Consider the following 15061-nt stretch of genomic DNA (forward strand, 5'->3'; position numbering starts at 1 on the left):
AATATGCATACCCTGAGACCCTGTGAAGCCCCCTACGCTCCGCAGTATCGCGCCACCGTGGCCTTGCTGATACCGAAGTGCTCCCCGGTCTGCCGGATGCTGGCGGCGTTCGCCTTGCGCCACGCGGCAACCTCAGTGGCATCGGCCGCCGTGGGCCGCCCCAGGCTCGCCTTGCCCTTATGGGTCCTGCCGGTAACCGCCAGGGACGCCCGCGCCGCCGCCCGGCCACTCTCGCACCGCTCTTTGATCCGCTGCCGTTCCATATCAGCCATCTGGGCCAGTACGGCCACGACCAGCTCCCCCACGCCCCGACCGATCACGCCAAGGCCTCGCACGTCCAGGGTGACGCCCATGTCAAGCAAATGGCGGACCATCGCTTGGACGTCCAGGGCATCACGGCCCAGCCGGTCGATTGAGTAGAGATAGAGGGTGTCCCCCTCCCTGACGAACTGGAGGAGCTTAGCGAAGCCCGGCCGGTCCTCAGCCCGCACGGCCCCGCTGACACCTACGTCCTCAAACTCCCGGTCGAACCCGCCGCCCAGCGCATGACGTTGAGCTTCCACGCTCTGGTCCCCGGTGCTGACACGGTAATAGGAAATCCGGCTCATCGCTCTGGCCCTTTCGCCTCACAAGGTATGCTGTCCTTATGAGACCATCTCACAACCGTGTCAACATATCTTGTGAGGCATCTTGCGGGCCCCGCCGCCGCCTGACTCACAACGTACAACTTTCGGGACAGCCTGGGCCAAGGTGGGACGGTAAAATCCTGCCGCGCCCATAGACGCCGGGAGCCGCTCCCGCTTACGTTCTGCCGCATGGCGAACGACAGACACCCCAGCGCACCGCAAGGCGGTTGGCAGGACACGATGGTGTCCGTGATCCGAATGGGGATCGACACGGGCCACCTAGTGCGCGTCTCGCTCCCCGGCGCGGCGCATCCGGTCATCGTGGAGGACGCGGGCCACTGCGGCGCTTGGGTTGCTCTGGAGGACGGCACGGGCGGCCGGTACTATGTGGCCTCCCCGGACCAGGTGGTCGTGATAGCGGCCCCGCTGGAGCCAGGCAGGCCCAGGTCGCGCCCTGCGGAACCTCAAATGACTGTGGACGGCACGGGGACTGGAGGGGCCTAGGTCCCACGCCGCCCTTACAACGGCAGAGGTGTATTATCGGGCCGACACACTCCCGAATGGCCCTGAATGTCCCCGCCTGCCCATCACGCGCCCGGCCGGACCTGAATGGCCTAGACGCCCCGACCGCCCTGCCAGGCCGTACTGCCCATCCCCAGCGCGGCACGGCCCGTCGGCCGCCCCTTTCCCTATCCCTTTAAAATCCCATGACCTTTGTCGATGGGCCCCCGTTGGGTCCCCTCCCCACCCCGCCGGGGGACCCAAAGCGCCTTCGCCGATCGCGCTCAAAACTGGCGGCTTCGCTCGAACAATGCCGCCGCCAATCGGACCCTGAGTGCCGCAACGGTTCCCTGGAGAACGCCGGAACACCGCCCGATTATCTTGGGTCCCATGCCGTCCCGCGCGGGTCCCCTCCCGCCTTTCGACGGGTCCCATGTGCGCCTCCAGGGTCCCATGCGCCTCCCCAGCCGCTCGGGTCCCATACCGGCCTTCCAGGGGGCCCTCCGGGCTCCGCCGGGTCTCATGTAGCCCGCGCTGGGCTCCGGCAACTGGACCCGATGAGTGCTCCCTATAGCAGAGTCCGGCTCGCCAGCGCCTGCCCCCTTAGTGCGACCTATAGGCCTTCCACGGCCTACCTGCCCGTCCCGCCGCCCCGGTCTTGAAGTGTTGCAAGCCTTCATGCCGGGGCTTAAAGCTACACGGGTGGAGCCTCCCCATCCGGCGCTTGCAACGCCCGACCGGAGCAATCCCCCCTGAACATCTCGTTGCGCTACCGAAAGACGCCCGTTCGCGTCCTCCTATCCCCCGATACCGCGTGGTTCGCCGCCACCGACATCTTCGCCGCAAACCACCGCCGCACCGATCGGGCCTCCCTCTCCCGTATCGACTGTGCCCACCTGGACCTGAAGACCTTCCCGTCCCCTACCGGCCCCGTCCGTCTCACCGCCGTGTCACCCCTTGGGGTCGCGACGATCGCGAAGGAGCTCCCGGCTCCGTTGGACCGGATGCTGGACGCCTGGGTCCGGCGGGAAGCCAACCAGCTCGCCGACCTTCACGGCTTCCCGCGCCTAGAGCTGACGCTGTTGGCAGACAATACGCTCCCCGTGCGGCCACTCACCCACTGGAACTCCTACTTTCCGTGGCAGGAACTCAGCCGCCATCACCCTACCGTCTACCGCAATGCGGTGGACCTCACCGACCCGGCGTTGTTCGATGACGACCCGGCGCTCCCGCCGCATGACCCCGAAGGGGACCAGGCATCCTTCCGGGCGCGATGGGGCCTGGAGGCTGCCGCGTGAGTGCCTCCGAACCGACCATGCCCGACCTCACTAGGGTGAAGGCCAACGTGGGCCGCATGATCGTCGCCCGCGCGACCGAACGCGAGATCGCCACCTACCTGGGCTCCGAAGGCGTCACCGTCCAGGACCTCCAGGGTGCCCGCATGTCCCCTGAGGACGAAGCCACGTATATCGAACTGGCGAGGGACCCCCGATCCACCGCCGCGTCTCTTCAGGGCTTCGTGCGGTCGCGCGGGTTCGACATCACGGACGCGGAAGCTCAGGCCTTTATCGCCAACCGGGCCCGCGAACCCCAGGTCGCCGCGTCCGTCCGCTACGGCGAAGCCCCCGACTCCCCGGCCCCGCCGTCCCCCACACCGCCTCCTAACACCGCCCTGGAGTCGATCAGCGCCACCGCTGGCGAGTTCATGGATGGACTCATTCCCGGCTCGGGGAAGGCCCTAGCAGGCGCTGGCGGGGCCTTGGGCAACACGATAGCCGCCAGGTTTGGAATGACCTCCTGGGACCCGTCTCAGGCCTACAGCGAAGAGGCGGCGGCTTATGAACAGGACCAGGCCCGTCTGGAGATCGATCATCCCCAGATAGCTAGCGTCGCCGATTGGCTAGGGTTCGGTTCCAGCTTCGCCCTGCCCATGGCCCGCGTGGCCAAAGGGGCAACCTGGGAAGCCGGAGTCCTGAACGGTGCCGCCAACGGGGCCGGATACGGTGCCCTCTCCGGGGCCTTGAACGATACCGGGGAGGGGCGGCTAGCCAACGCCGGACGCGCGGCCCTTGTCGGTGGTGTCCTGGGGGGCGCGGCGGCCCCGGTGGCCCAGAAGGCTGGCGACAGCGTATCGGCCGCCCGGCGCAACATCCCCGGCGTGAACGGCTTTCTGACTGGCGTGGAGAACCTGCCGCGCCACATCACCCGCAAGCCGCTTCTGGAGCCCAGCGTTGCCGCCCACGCCCAGGCGGAACGCATCATCAATGGGGAACTCCAGGACGCCGTAATCGCGACGGGAATGGGGCGCGGAACGGTTCCCGCCACACCTGACACGATCGCTACGGAGGTGGCCCGACGTGGTGCCCTGAGCGTCCCCGCCATGCCCGCCGATGTCACCGACCGGCTCCGGGACACCGCTGCCTGGGCCCTTCAAGGGCAGGGCACGATGGCAACCCGCGCCCGTGGTGAACTAGCGGCCCGGCAGGCCCAGGCAGGCTCCCGCATACGCGGCCACGTTGCCCAGGCGCTGGGCCCCATCATCGACCCAGTAGCGGAGGTGGACGCCATCCGCCGCCGCGCCTCCAATGCCTCAGGCCCAGGCTACGCCGCCGCCTACGCTCAGCCCATGGTGGTGACGCCTGACATCCGGGCCATCATGGGAACTCCGGCGTTCCAGGACGCCCTTCCCCAGGCCGTGAAGAATATCCGCAATGCCCAGCGGGACCCGAACGCTCTTGGGTTCCAGCTCGACCCGCAAGGCAACATCAGCGGCCTGGACACGCTCTCGACTGAGGGTTTCGACCAGGTCGTGCGGGCCATGCGGGATAGCGGCCGGGCTGCTGCGGAGGTCAACCCGATCACCGGCCGGGTGACGAACAACAGCAACTCGCTTCACATTAACGCCCGCGCTCAGGACCTCCAGGGTGCCCTCTCAGCTCAGAACCCGGCCTACCGGGATGTCACCGCGAACTATGCGGACGAGATGGCTCTACGCGATGCCCTGGAGCGTGGCGCGAGCATCGGGAAGCTCAGCGGGCCCGAGATCGACGCCCAGCGCCGCGCCATGCCCAACCATGCCCAGGAGGGATGGATGGCCGGGGCCCGTACCGCCTTGGCGGACGCCGCTACCCAAGCGAGCCTCAAGCCCGCCGCCAACGTGGCCCAGGCCGTCCGCCAACCGCTGGGCCTCTCCGGGGCCGGGCTGGCATCCGGCTCTGGCGATACGGCCAAGCTCCAGGCCATCGAGGCCGTGTCGGGCCGCCCCGGCGTCCTCAGCCGCCTAGACGATCGCTTGGAAGGTGAAGACCAAGCATGGCGCACCTTTGCCGCTGTGCGATCCCCAGGGCACCAAACGGACGCTCAGGACTCCCTTATGGATCATGCTGGCACGGCGGTCGATGTGACCCGCAAGCTGTCTCAGGGCCGCATCCTTGGGGCCCTCAGTTCCGTGCTGTTGAAAGGCAACCCGCGCGGCACCCTCGCCTTCCGTGGTGACGTCCAGGACCGCATGGCGGAGCTGTTGACCCCTACGGCCCCTCAGGACGTTCGGGCCGCGATGGGAGCCCTCTCCAGCCGGACCCGCTCCGACACGGCTCTACGGGGCACCATCGACCGGGGAGCCGGGAACGTGGCCAAGGTGGGCATCCTCCAGGCCGCCGGACTTAGCACTGACCCGCTCCCCCCGATCGACATTGCGGACCTGGAGCCCCAGGCCGTCCCCGACGCGGCCGACCAGGCCCCGCTGTACCGCCGCCGTCCCTTCTAGCCGCCCTACGCCTACCCCCAGTTCTCCACGCCGCCGCAAGGTAGCCTGGGGTCCTGGGGGTTCTTTTTCCATCGGAGGACGCTCAGCCCTTCCAGGCCAGCATGCGCTCCAGGTCCGCCCGCGTCAGGACGACCTGCTGGGCCGCCTGAGTGAAGCTGTCGACTTGATCCACCACGAACACCCCGCAACCCATATAGTCGACGAAGGTCACCCCGTCCTCCAGCTCCAGCTCCAGCTCGTTGCTCGCCTCACCCGGAACGCTTACCGCCTGCACCATGTCTCTTCCTCTTGCCTCTGACGGACCCCCCGCCCTGCCGCCCCTTGATTGCATGGCAGGAAAAGAGGTACAAGACGGAGGGACGAACATTGATGGTGAGGAAAAGGTAAAGCACGGTTTTCTGCGGGTTTTAGGGGACTGGGGATATACTCCCGCCGTCCGCACCACGCTTCTGGCCCTGGCACTCGCGGCCTGCGACCGGTCCGCCGACACCGGCCCCGTCATCGTCAGCGCCATCACGGGCCAGTCCGCCCCCGGCACCGCCGACCTGTCGATCCGCCTCCTCGCCGACGCGACCGAGCAGGGGCTGGTTCGCTTCGATGCCGCGGGACAGATCGAGCCGGGCCTCGCGGAACGCTGGATCGTCATCGACGAGGGCAGGAGCTATATCTTTCGTCTCCGCCCGGCCGAGTGGCCGGACGCCACCCCCGTCACCGCCGGCCAGGTGGCGACCGCCCTCACCCGCCGCCTGACCGCGCGGTCCAACCCGCTGCGCCCCTATCTGACCGCGGTCGACGAGGTGGTGGCGATGACCCCGCAGGTGCTGGAGGTCCGGCTCGACCGGCAACGGCCCGACCTGCTCAAATTGTTCGCCCAGCCGGAAATGGCCGTGGTCCGATCGCGGATCGGCGGGACGGGGCCGCTGCGGCTGATCGCCGACAAGCCGCATCCGCTGCTCCGCCCGGCGGCCGACCCGGCGCGCGTCGACCCGGACGCTCCAGCGGCCACCCGGCCGGCGGACCATGTCCGCCTGATATCGGAGCGTGCCGCGCTGGCGGTGGCGCGCTTCAGCCGGCGCCGCGCCGATCTGGTGAGCGGCGGGACCTTTGCGTCATGGCCGCTGGTGTCGGCCGCCGAGATTCGCCCGGCCGATATCCGCGTCGATCCGGCGGTCGGGCTGTTCGGGATGGCGGTGATCTCGCGGGACGGCTTCCTTGCCGAGGCGGAGAACCGGGCGGCGATCTCGCAGGCCCTGGATCGATCCGCGATCACCGCCGCGGTCGCGCCGGCCTGGGAGCCGGTCGATCGCATCCTGCCGGAACGGCTGGACAGCGCTACGCCGCCGACCGTACCGGCCTGGACCCTGTTGACGCTCGATCAGCGCCGCGGCGCCGCGCGGGCGCTGGTGCGGAACCATGCCCGACCCGTGCGGCTGCGGATTGCCCTTCCGGACGGGCCCGGCGCGACGATCCTGTACGGCCGGATCGCTGCGTCGCTCCTTGCGATCGGCATCATACCCGAACGGGCCGGCTGGACGTCGCCCGCCGAACTGCGGCTGGTCGATCGGGTCGCGCCCTATGACAGCGCGCGCTGGTATCTCGCCAATGCCTGCACCCCCTGCAGCCCCGATGCGAGCGCGGCCTTGGCCGCTGCGCGCGACGCCCCGGACGTCGCCGCCCGTGGACGGGAGATCGCGGCGGCCGATCGACTGCTGGACGCCGATGTCGCATTCATTCCGATCGCCCGCCCGCTCCGCTGGTCGCTGGTGGGGCCCCGGCTGGGACAATGGCGCCCCAATGGTCGGGCTTGGCATCCGTTGAACCGGCTGCGTACCGATCCCAGATAGGCGAGATGGAACGCCGCATCGATCCCGCCTTTTTCGACCGGCTGAAGCTCGGTCGCGACCCCGCCTCGGTGCGGATGCGGATCGAGGCGATGGAGAAACTGCTCGAGCGGCTGTTCGTCGTGCCCGGCATCAATCGCCCGGTCGGGCTGGACACGCTGATTGGCTTCGTGCCCCTCGTCGGCGATCTCGCCGGCGCGGGGCTAGGCGCCTGGATGGTGTGGGAAGCGCGCAATCTGGGGCTGTCCAAGTTCAAGATCGCGCGGATGGCGGGCAATGTCGGCCTGGACACGATGATCGGACTGGTGCCGTTCGTGGGCGACGTCGCCGATTTCCTGTTCCGCTCCAACACCCGCAACCTGCGGATGCTGAAACGGCATCTGGACAAGCATCACCCCGCGACCGCGATCATCGAGGGCCGCGCCACACCCTGAGCGCCGCGTTCGCCGCGAGGCCACCCTGGTGTGCGGGGCAACGGCGATAGCGGAACGCCCTGTCGAGGCAGACCCAGACCTCGTCGAGCCAGCCCTGCCGCGTCGCCGTCACGCGCATCATGTCCGGGCGCAGGCCCGGATTGGCGCGCGCCATCGCCGCCGCGAATGCGCCGGCGGTCGATGTCCGGCGGGAGAGCGTCTCCATGTCGGGATAGCGCAGGCGACCGTAGAGCGCGGTCGCCCGGCCGAAATAGCGCGCCGGGTCGTACCCGGCTATGCAGGTGCCGTGCTTGGCCCATTCATGCTGGATGAGCTGCGCGGACGGCGTCGCGCACAGGTTCCGGCGTATCACCGGCTGCGGAACGAGCGCGGTGGATCTGCAATATTGCGGCCATTCCTTGTCCGCCCCGTCGGGCCACAGCCCATGGAGGGTGAAGCCGAACCGGTTACCCCGACCGCATTGGAACGATGTGTCGCGGCCGCGCTCCCGGCAATATTGCGGGGCCCAGGTAATGGCCAGCGTATAGCTCGCGATGGGCAGCACCCGGCGCGGCTGGTCGCGGCTCGGCAGGTCGGCGCGTACGGGCTGGATGCCCGCCGGGACCGCGCAGCTATAGGCCTGCGCACCGACGGCTGCCGGCGTGAGCGAAGCCGCCGCGGCCAGGGCGAGACGGATCATGCGGGGTCCTCCTCGAACAACGCCTCGCCGAACCAGATCCGCGCGTCATCGCGGAACAGCATCGCCGCGGACGCGATTGTCAGCGCGGCGGAGAGGATGAAGCTGCCCTGCGACAAGGGATGCGGGTTGGCCGACGCGAGGAGCGTGAACAGCGTCAGCAGCAGCCGGCCGGCGCCGATCACCGCGAGCAGCACGACGAGCCATTTGGCCACCCTGCTCCCCCGGCGGGCCACCAGATACCAGAGCATGAGCGTCGTCACCGCCACCAGCCCGATGATGAACCACTGCGCCCAGCCCGCGACCGGGATCGTTCGCTGGTCGAGTTGCAGCGCATGCTGCGTCCGGTCCCAGGCCAGGCGCGTGCCGACGAGCCAGAACAGGGTCGATGCGAACCAGAATTGCTCAAAGCGTGTGATCGACGGCGGCTTGTTCATTAAACCCTTCCCTGCGGTCGTGGTGACGCGGTCAGACCGTGAAGTCGAGACCGATATCGGCGGCCGGCGCCGACTGGGTCAGCCGCCCGACCGAGATGAAGGTCACCCCCGTCTCGGCGATGGCGCGGATCGTCGCCAGCGTCACGCCCCCGGACGCCTCGGTCGGGACGCGACCGTCCACGCGCGCGACCGCCTCGACCAGCACCGCCGGCGGCATGTTGTCGAGCAGCAGGTGCGTCGCGCCGGCTTCCAGCGCGGGCGCGATCTGGTCCAGCCGGTCGACCTCGACGATGATGTCGGCGATTCCCGCCGCTTTCGCGCGCCGCACGGCCTCGGCGACGCCGCCCGCGACCGCGACGTGATTGTCCTTGATCATGGCCGCGTCCCACAGCCCCATGCGGTGATTGCGGGCGCCACCCGTGCGGGTCGCATATTTCTCCAGCAGCCGCAGGCCGGGGATCGTCTTGCGCGTGTCGAGCAGGGTCGCCCCAGTCCCCGCGATCGCGTCCACATGCGCGGCGGTCAGCGTGGCGATCCCCGACAGGTGCTGGACGCTGTTGAGCGCGGACCGCTCGGCCGTCAGTAGCGCGCGGGCCCGGCCCCGCAGGCGGAGCAGGTCGCACCCCGCCGGCACTCGGGCGCCGTCCTCGACCAGCCGCTCGATGCGCACCTCGGGATCGAGGTGGCGAAAGAACGCCTCGGCCAGGAACAGCCCCGCGACCGTGATCGGGTCACGGCTGTCCATCACGCCGTCAAACATCGCATCGGCCGGGATCACCGCGGCGGAAGTGATGTCGCCCGCATCGCCCAGATCCTCGGCGAGGGCAGCACGGACGAAGCGATCGAGATCGAAATCGGGGATCATCGGCGGTCCCCGGTCTCAGTCGCCGGTCACGCGGACCGGGCCGAGATCGCCCTGCCCGACCGTCCCGCTCGCCATGGCCAGCATCGCGTCGAGGCTCTTCTTGGCGCGCAGCCGCAGCCCTTCCTCGATCTCGATGCGCGGCGAAAGGTCGCGCAGCGCGAGGTAGAGCTTCTCCAGGTTGTTGAGCGCCATGTAGGGACAGATATTGCAGTTGCAGTTGCCGTCCGCGCCCGGCGCCCCGATGAAATGCTTGCCCGGCATCGTCTTTTGCATCTGGTGGATGATGTGCGGCTCGGTCGCGACGATCAGCGTGTCGCCCGGCATGGCATTGGCATATTCCAGGATACCGCGCGTCGATCCGACATAATCGGCATGGTCCAGGATAACCGCCGGGCATTCGGGATGGGCCGCGACCGGGGCGCCCGGATACTCCGCCTGGAGCTTCATCAGCTCGGTCTCGCTGAACGCCTCGTGGACGATGCACACGCCCGGCCAGAGCAGCATCTCGCGTCCGGTCTTGCGGACCAGATAGCCGCCCAGATTGCGGTCGGGGCCGAAGATGATCGGCTGGTCGGCGGGAATCTGCGACAGGATCTTCTCGGCCGAGGAGGAGGTGACGATGACGTCGGACAGCGCCTTCACCTCGGTCGAGCAATTGATATAGGTGAGCGCGATGTGGTCGGGGTGCTTAGCCCGGAACGCCGCGAACTGCTCGGGCGGGCAGCTGTCCTCCAGCGAGCAGCCCGCATCCATGTCGGGCAGGACGACGATCTTGTCGGGCGACAGGATCTTGGCCGTCTGCGCCATGAAGCGCACCCCGCAGAACGCGATCACGTCCGCGTCGGTCTCCGCCGCGCGGCGGCTGAGGTCCAGGCTGTCGCCCACATAGTTCGCCAGGTCCTGAAGCTCGGGCTTCTGGTAGTAATGCGCCAGGATCACCGCGTTGCGCTCGCGGCGCAGGCGGTCGATCTCGGCGCGCAGGTCGAGGCCGGTCAGGTTCAGGTCGATGGCGGTCATTCGCGTCCTTCGGCGAAAATCTCTTCAAGCGACCTACTTAGGTCCCACTGGTCGTCGTTTCGAGTGGCCTCGCCTGCGTACCGGACCCGAACCGTCGCGTCGATGCCCGCGACCCGGAGCGGACGCTCGAATAGGCCGGCGATGGCGCGGCGTCCCTGGTCGCGGGCGCGTCGGATATGAACTGGCTTGCCGGCCTCGGCACGGGCGATCCGCTGCGCCGAATTCGACGCCCGCCGCGCCATCGTCTCCATCGCCCCGCGGGTCACGAACACGCCGGTGGTGCGCACGTCGAACGCCCTGGTCTCGTCGATATTGGGGGCGGCCACCCGCACGTCGGGCACCACGATCGTGAGCAGACGGTCCTTCCCGTTCCACAGGAAATCGCGTCGCTCCAGCTTCGACAGGTCGACGAAATAATCCGCCGTGAACGGCAGCTTGGCCGTGCGCCGCGACTGGAGGACACCGCCGACCCGCACGTCGCGGATATCGGTCGCGATCGTGCCGGCAAGCACGGAGACCCGCAGGTCCGTGGTGTCGCTCAGCTTGGCGTCGACGACACGCGCGATCGCCAGGCCGTCGTTCCGCTCGACCTGGACGGCCCGCGGATACCACCACCGATAGGCGGACACCCCGAGCAGCAGGAGCGCGACGGCGCCGATGACGGCCAGCGCCTTCTGCACGCCGACCCTGTTCAGACCCTGCGCCAAGTCACGACCTCGGGGCGTTCGTTCGCCACCATGTTCCTGTCCCGCAGGTCCAGAAGATGGGCCAGCACCGACCGCTCGGCCGCCGGCAGCAGGCGGGCGTCGAGACCCACATACATGCGCCGGGTCATCGTGGGCACGTCGAGCGATGCCTCGCCCAGCAACCGCAATATCTGCCCCTCGCGCTGCTTGCGGTGGCCCAGCAGCCCGCGCACCCAGCGCCGGGGATTGTCGATCCGCTCGCCATGGCCGGGATAATAGACCCGGTCCTCGCGCGCGAGCAGCAGCTCCAGGCTGCGCATATAATCGGTCATGTTCCCGTCGGGCGGCGAGACGACGCTGGTCGACCAGCCCATGACGTGATCGCCGGAAAACAACGCGCCCGTTTCCGCCAGCGCGAAGGCGAGGTGATTGGAGGTGTGGCCGGGCGTCGCCAGCGCGCGCAGCGTCCACCCCTCCCCAGCCACCGTCTCCCCATCCGGAATCACCCGCGACGGGGCGTAATCCAGGTCGAACGCCGCATCGGCGCGCGGGCCGTCGTCGGTGACGTGCACCGGCGCGGCGCCGACGATCGGGGCACCGGTCGCCGCCGCGAGCGGCCGGGTGGCGGGGCTGTGGTCGCGGTGATGATGGGTGACGACGATCGCCGCCACCGGCCGACCGTCGATCGCGCGGAGCAGCGCGGCCAGGTGATCCGGGTCATCGGGGCCGGGGTCGATCACCGCCAGGTCACGGGTGCCGACGATGTGCGTCTGTGTGCCCGTGTGAGTGAAGGGCGATGGATTGGGCGCGAGCACCCGCACCACCAGCGGTTCGAGCTGGATCGCCCGACCCGTGGGCGGGCCGATGTCGGGGCCGGTCGGGGGAGCGGGCATGGGCGGCGATGTGGCGGGATATGCCCGCCCGCGCAACTCCCCTTCCCGCGCGCGCCTTCGGTCAGCGGGTCTTGTCCAGGCCTTTCTGGAGTTCGCGCAGACCCTGCTCAAGCCCCGCCAGCGCGCGGCGGCGCTGCTCGCCGCTCAGATGGGGGTTGCCCGCGATCGAGGCGCGCGCACCGCGCAGGCCTTCCAGTGCCCCGCGCAGGGCGTCGCGCTCGATGCTCCGCGCGTCGACCGCCGCTTCGGCCGCGGCCTCGGCGGCCGCTTCCGCGCGCTCGGCGGCCGCTTCGGCGACGCGTCTGATCCGGTCGTTGCAGATGACGGTCACGCGGTGCCCGCCCCGGGTCTCGTGGCGGACCACCGGGCGATCGCCGCCGCCGCAGCGCGCCCCGCGTACCGTGGTGAGCGAGGACAGGTCGGTCACATGACCGTTATGGACGGTGATCACCCGGCGCGCGGCGCGGCCGTCCCGGTCACGAACGACGACGAACTGCCGATCGCTCGCGACGGGTGGCACCAGAGGGGTCGGCGGAACGGGTGGCACGGGTGCGACGGCCGGGAGCGGCGGCATGGGCGGGATCGCCGCGACGGCGGGCATGGCCGGAGCGGCGGGCGCGACCGGGATGGGCGCCGACGGCGGAATCGCCGGCGCGAGCGGCGCGGGCGCGATGGCGGGCAGCGGCGGCGCGGGCGGGACCGGCATGCGGAGCGCCGCCAAGTCGAGCTCGGCGGCTGCTAGGTCGACGCCGATCGTGTCGCCGACCCGCTCCTTGACGGCGGCGGCGGCGCGGGTGCCCGAGGCCGTCATGGCCAGCGTGGCCGTGGCGACCAGCGCGACCGTGGCGATCCCGGTCATCAGGCGACGCGGCGAGGTGGGTCCGGCTTTCAACATGCGGATGCGTCCTTTCAGGTCGGCGACGGAATGGAGGTGACAGGCGACCGGATGATCGCGACCGCCCGCCGCCTTCAGGATCGCGCGGGCATAGGCATGGGCGGCGTCGGGCCCGCTCCGCCCGAGAACACGGGCGTCGTTCGCCAGCTCCTGGTCGGCGCGAAAGGCGCGGTGGGCGATCCAGGCGACCGGGTTCCACCAATGCACCGCCAGCACGACCAGCGCGACCCAGTTGGCGAGCAGGTCGCCGCGCGCATGATGGCCCAGCTCATGCGCCAGCGCCATCGCCTGCTCGTCGGCGTCGAACCGGTGCGCCAGATCGGCGGGCATGGCGACATGCGGGTGGAGCACGCCGAAGGCGAGCGGACCGGGCGCGGCGCCGCTCGACACCACCCGCACCCGGCCGATGCGCGCCAGACCTTGGTGACCGCGCAGGATATGCGCGCGAAAGCTCGCATAGCGGACGAGATGCCAGAGCAGGAACGCGACCGACCCGGCGATCCACAGCAACAGGGCGATGCTCCCGCCGACTGCGCTTTCCGTTGTCGCGACGGGCGCGGCGACCAGCTGAACGACGAGTTCGCCCGCCTGGCTGATCGGCGTCGCCTCATTCCGCTCGGGCAAGGGCGGCAGCGCCAGGCGCAGCACGGGCAGCGCCCAGAGCGCATAGGCGACGGTGGGGCCGAACAGCCGGCGGACCGGCGCGCGGAGCAGCAGCACCGCGGCCATCAGCACCGCGGAGGCGAGCACCGCGTCGATCGCCCAGCCGGTCACTTCTTCAGATCCCGGAGAAGCGCCTCGATTTCCGCGATGTCGGCGTCGCTCAACTGGTCACGCTCGGCGAGATGCGCGACGAGCGGGGTGAGCTTGCCCCCGAACAGCCGGTCCATCAGCCGCTTCGACTCGCCCGCGACATAGTCGCCGCGTTCGACCTGAGGGCGGTAGAGATAGCGGCGGCCATCCTCCTGCGCGGAGATGGCGGTCTTGGTCAGCAGCCGCCCGAGCAGCGTCTTGACGGTGTTCGCGCTCCAGCCACGCCCCGGATCGACACGCTCAACCACTTCCTGCGCGGTCAGCGGCGACTCGTCCCAGAGCACCTCCATGACCGCGTGCTCGGCATCGCTGATCCGTTCGGCCACAAACTCGCTCCCATAGTGACTACGGCCGTAATTGCCGCCGATCACGTATGTAGTCAAGGGGGGTCGAGGATCTGTCGCCAGGCTTTACACCGGCGACTGGCCCAGGCGGACCATTAACTGTCGCATGGGGCGGAAAAGCACGCATCGCCGGCGCTGGCACGGTGGGTGCATCGTTGGGGGAAGCCGAGCGCTTGCAGCCTCAGCAGGGTGGGTCGACCGCTTTTTTCCGGTCTCGCGTCGACCCACCCTCACCCGGCGCTCAGGCCGTCGCGGCGCCCTGCTGCTCGAACCCCCGCTGCTCGAAAAGGGTCTTCAGCTCGCCCGATTCGTACATCTCCATCATGATGTCCGACCCGCCGACAAACTCCCCGCCGACATAGAGCTGGGGGATGGTCGGCCAGTCGCTGTAGCTTTTGATGCCTTGGCGAATGCCCTGGTCCTGGAGCACGTCGACCGTCTCGAAATCGACGTTCAGATGCTGGAGGATCGCGACGGCGCGGCTGGAAAAGCCGCATTGGGGGAACAACGCGGTGCCCTTCATGAACAGGACGACCGGATTCGCCTTGACGAGCGAGTCGATACGGGTCTGGGCTTCGTCGGTCATGGTCATCGGTCCTTGGGGACGGAGGTGGTCAGTTGCAGCGCATGTAGGGTCGTCCCCATGCGATCGCCAAGGGCGGCATAGACGGCGCGCGTCTGCTGGACGCGCGACAGCCCGGCAAAGCTCGCCGCGGTGACGCGCGCGGCATAATGGTCGCCGTCCCCGGCCAGGTCGGTGATCTCGACCTGGGCGTCGGGAATGGCGGTGCGGATCATCAGTTCGATGTCGGATGCGGCCATGGGCATGGGATCAACGGGCCTCCATCAACTGGCGACGCGCCTCGACCATCTGCTCGTCCAGCGCGCGGCGGACTTCGGCGTCGTCCACTTCAACGCCGGCGGCGGCGAGATCGCCGATCAGCTTGCGCGCGACATCGTCGTCCCCCGCCTCCTCGAAATCGGCCTGGACGACCGATTTGGCATAGCTGTCCGTCTCGGCCGGGGTGAGCCCCATCAGCCCGGCGGCCCAGTGCGCCACCAGCTTGTTCCGGCGCGCGGCGACGCGGAACGCCATCTCCCCCGTCCGCGCGAACTCCGCCTCATGGGCACGCTCGCGGTCGTCGAAGATGGTCATGCGCGGATTTTCCCTCGTTGCTTTCCCGATAGATAGGCCGGGAGCCAGGGGGAGGCAACGGGGCGCCGTCACGCCGGGAGCGCGCGATCCGCGCTCCCGGCGGGTCGGCTC

17 protein-coding genes are annotated in these 15061 nt (G+C 69.3%); 4 read left to right on the plus strand and 13 right to left on the minus strand.

What is annotated here, in order from left to right:
* Positions 1-32: 32 nt before the first annotated feature.
* Positions 33-608, minus strand: a complete 576-nt coding sequence (locus tag VF592_RS12020) for a recombinase family protein (protein ID WP_331005863.1) — start codon at positions 606-608, stop codon at positions 33-35.
* A 1514-nt stretch (positions 609-2122) separates the two neighbouring features.
* Here VF592_RS12020 and VF592_RS12025 point away from each other — a divergent pair.
* Both VF592_RS12025 and VF592_RS12030 read left to right on the plus strand, forming a co-directional pair.
* Positions 2123-2425, plus strand: a complete 303-nt coding sequence (locus VF592_RS12025) for a hypothetical protein (RefSeq protein WP_331005864.1) — start codon at positions 2123-2125, stop codon at positions 2423-2425.
* Between the two features lie 35 nt (positions 2426-2460).
* Complete coding sequence (locus VF592_RS12030; protein WP_331005865.1) at positions 2461-4893, plus strand: hypothetical protein; 2433 nt, start codon at positions 2461-2463, stop codon at positions 4891-4893.
* An 82-nt stretch (positions 4894-4975) separates the two neighbouring features.
* Here the strand turns inward: VF592_RS12030 and VF592_RS12035 are convergent, their stop codons facing one another.
* Complete coding sequence (locus VF592_RS12035) at positions 4976-5170, minus strand: hypothetical protein (RefSeq protein ID WP_331005866.1); 195 nt, start codon at positions 5168-5170, stop codon at positions 4976-4978.
* 52 nt (positions 5171-5222) lie between these two features.
* On the opposite strand from VF592_RS12035, the gene VF592_RS12040 reads away from it, so the two are divergent.
* Positions 5223-6737 (plus strand): ABC transporter substrate-binding protein, encoded by a 1515-nt coding sequence (locus VF592_RS12040; protein ID WP_331005867.1) that lies wholly within the window; start codon positions 5223-5225, stop codon positions 6735-6737.
* A 5-nt stretch (positions 6738-6742) separates the two neighbouring features.
* Positions 6743-7168: a DUF4112 domain-containing protein gene (locus VF592_RS12045; RefSeq protein WP_331005868.1), complete on the plus strand. Its 426-nt coding sequence runs from the start codon at positions 6743-6745 to the stop codon at positions 7166-7168.
* On the opposite strand, the gene VF592_RS12050 is transcribed toward VF592_RS12045, so the two are convergent.
* From VF592_RS12050 to VF592_RS12100, 11 genes are all read right to left on the minus strand, one after another.
* A complete protein-coding gene (locus VF592_RS12050) occupies positions 7143-7847 on the minus strand; it encodes a ribonuclease T2 family protein (protein WP_331005869.1) in 705 nt (234 codons plus the stop codon). The genes VF592_RS12045 and VF592_RS12050 overlap by 26 nt on opposite strands.
* A complete protein-coding gene (locus tag VF592_RS12055; protein WP_331005870.1) occupies positions 7844-8281 on the minus strand; it encodes a hypothetical protein in 438 nt (145 codons plus the stop codon). The genes VF592_RS12050 and VF592_RS12055 overlap by 4 nt, the downstream gene beginning before the upstream one ends.
* A 31-nt stretch (positions 8282-8312) precedes the next feature.
* Positions 8313-9146 carry a carboxylating nicotinate-nucleotide diphosphorylase gene (gene nadC / locus VF592_RS12060; protein WP_331005871.1) on the minus strand — a complete coding sequence of 278 codons (834 nt, stop codon included), beginning with the start codon at positions 9144-9146 and terminating at the stop codon, positions 8313-8315.
* 15 nt (positions 9147-9161) lie between these two features.
* The gene (gene nadA, locus VF592_RS12065; RefSeq protein WP_331005872.1) at positions 9162-10163 is read right to left on the minus strand and encodes a quinolinate synthase NadA; all 1002 of its coding nucleotides are present in this window, start codon (positions 10161-10163) and stop codon (positions 9162-9164) included.
* Positions 10160-10870 carry a DUF4230 domain-containing protein gene (locus tag VF592_RS12070; RefSeq protein WP_331005873.1) on the minus strand — a complete coding sequence of 237 codons (711 nt, stop codon included), beginning with the start codon at positions 10868-10870 and terminating at the stop codon, positions 10160-10162. The genes nadA and VF592_RS12070 overlap by 4 nt, the downstream gene beginning before the upstream one ends.
* Positions 10855-11742, minus strand: a complete 888-nt coding sequence (locus VF592_RS12075) for an MBL fold metallo-hydrolase (RefSeq protein ID WP_331005874.1) — start codon at positions 11740-11742, stop codon at positions 10855-10857. Before VF592_RS12075 ends, VF592_RS12070 begins: the two co-directional genes overlap by 16 nt.
* A gap of 61 nt (positions 11743-11803) precedes the next feature.
* Positions 11804-13411: a M56 family metallopeptidase gene (locus VF592_RS12080; protein WP_331005875.1), complete on the minus strand. Its 1608-nt coding sequence runs from the start codon at positions 13409-13411 to the stop codon at positions 11804-11806.
* Positions 13408-13776: a BlaI/MecI/CopY family transcriptional regulator gene (locus VF592_RS12085; RefSeq protein WP_331005876.1), complete on the minus strand. Its 369-nt coding sequence runs from the start codon at positions 13774-13776 to the stop codon at positions 13408-13410. The genes VF592_RS12080 and VF592_RS12085 overlap by 4 nt, the downstream gene beginning before the upstream one ends.
* A gap of 259 nt (positions 13777-14035) precedes the next feature.
* Complete coding sequence (gene grxD, locus VF592_RS12090; RefSeq protein WP_331005877.1) at positions 14036-14380, minus strand: Grx4 family monothiol glutaredoxin; 345 nt, start codon at positions 14378-14380, stop codon at positions 14036-14038.
* Positions 14381-14382: 2 nt separating this feature from the next.
* Positions 14383-14622 carry a BolA family transcriptional regulator gene (locus VF592_RS12095; protein WP_331005878.1) on the minus strand — a complete coding sequence of 80 codons (240 nt, stop codon included), beginning with the start codon at positions 14620-14622 and terminating at the stop codon, positions 14383-14385.
* A gap of 4 nt (positions 14623-14626) precedes the next feature.
* Complete coding sequence (locus VF592_RS12100) at positions 14627-14950, minus strand: DUF1476 domain-containing protein (protein WP_331005879.1); 324 nt, start codon at positions 14948-14950, stop codon at positions 14627-14629.
* Positions 14951-15061 lie beyond the last annotated feature (111 nt).

The organism is Sphingomonas sp. (assembly GCF_036388435.1).
Lineage (GTDB): Bacteria > Pseudomonadota > Alphaproteobacteria > Sphingomonadales > Sphingomonadaceae > Sphingomonas.

What these genes read in the sequence shown, in the direction of transcription:
- VF592_RS12095 (WP_331005878.1), bottom strand. Translation starts at nt 14,622, where the DNA reads ATGCCCATGGCCGCATCCGACATCGAACTGATGATCCGCACCGCCATT.
- VF592_RS12020 (WP_331005863.1), bottom strand. Translation starts at nt 608, where the DNA reads ATGAGCCGGATTTCCTATTACCGTGTCAGCACCGGGGACCAGAGCGTG.
- VF592_RS12050 (WP_331005869.1), bottom strand. Translation starts at nt 7,847, where the DNA reads ATGATCCGTCTCGCCCTGGCCGCGGCGGCTTCGCTCACGCCGGCAGCC.
- nadC (WP_331005871.1), bottom strand. Translation starts at nt 9,146, where the DNA reads ATGATCCCCGATTTCGATCTCGATCGCTTCGTCCGTGCTGCCCTCGCC.
- VF592_RS12045 (WP_331005868.1), top strand. Translation starts at nt 6,743, where the DNA reads ATGGAACGCCGCATCGATCCCGCCTTTTTCGACCGGCTGAAGCTCGGT.
- grxD (WP_331005877.1), bottom strand. Translation starts at nt 14,380, where the DNA reads ATGACCGACGAAGCCCAGACCCGTATCGACTCGCTCGTCAAGGCGAAT.
- VF592_RS12100 (WP_331005879.1), bottom strand. Translation starts at nt 14,950, where the DNA reads ATGACCATCTTCGACGACCGCGAGCGTGCCCATGAGGCGGAGTTCGCG.
- VF592_RS12035 (WP_331005866.1), bottom strand. Translation starts at nt 5,170, where the DNA reads ATGGTGCAGGCGGTAAGCGTTCCGGGTGAGGCGAGCAACGAGCTGGAG.
- VF592_RS12075 (WP_331005874.1), bottom strand. Translation starts at nt 11,742, where the DNA reads ATGCCCGCTCCCCCGACCGGCCCCGACATCGGCCCGCCCACGGGTCGG.
- VF592_RS12055 (WP_331005870.1), bottom strand. Translation starts at nt 8,281, where the DNA reads ATGAACAAGCCGCCGTCGATCACACGCTTTGAGCAATTCTGGTTCGCA.
- nadA (WP_331005872.1), bottom strand. Translation starts at nt 10,163, where the DNA reads ATGACCGCCATCGACCTGAACCTGACCGGCCTCGACCTGCGCGCCGAG.
- VF592_RS12040 (WP_331005867.1), top strand. Translation starts at nt 5,223, where the DNA reads ATGGCAGGAAAAGAGGTACAAGACGGAGGGACGAACATTGATGGTGAG.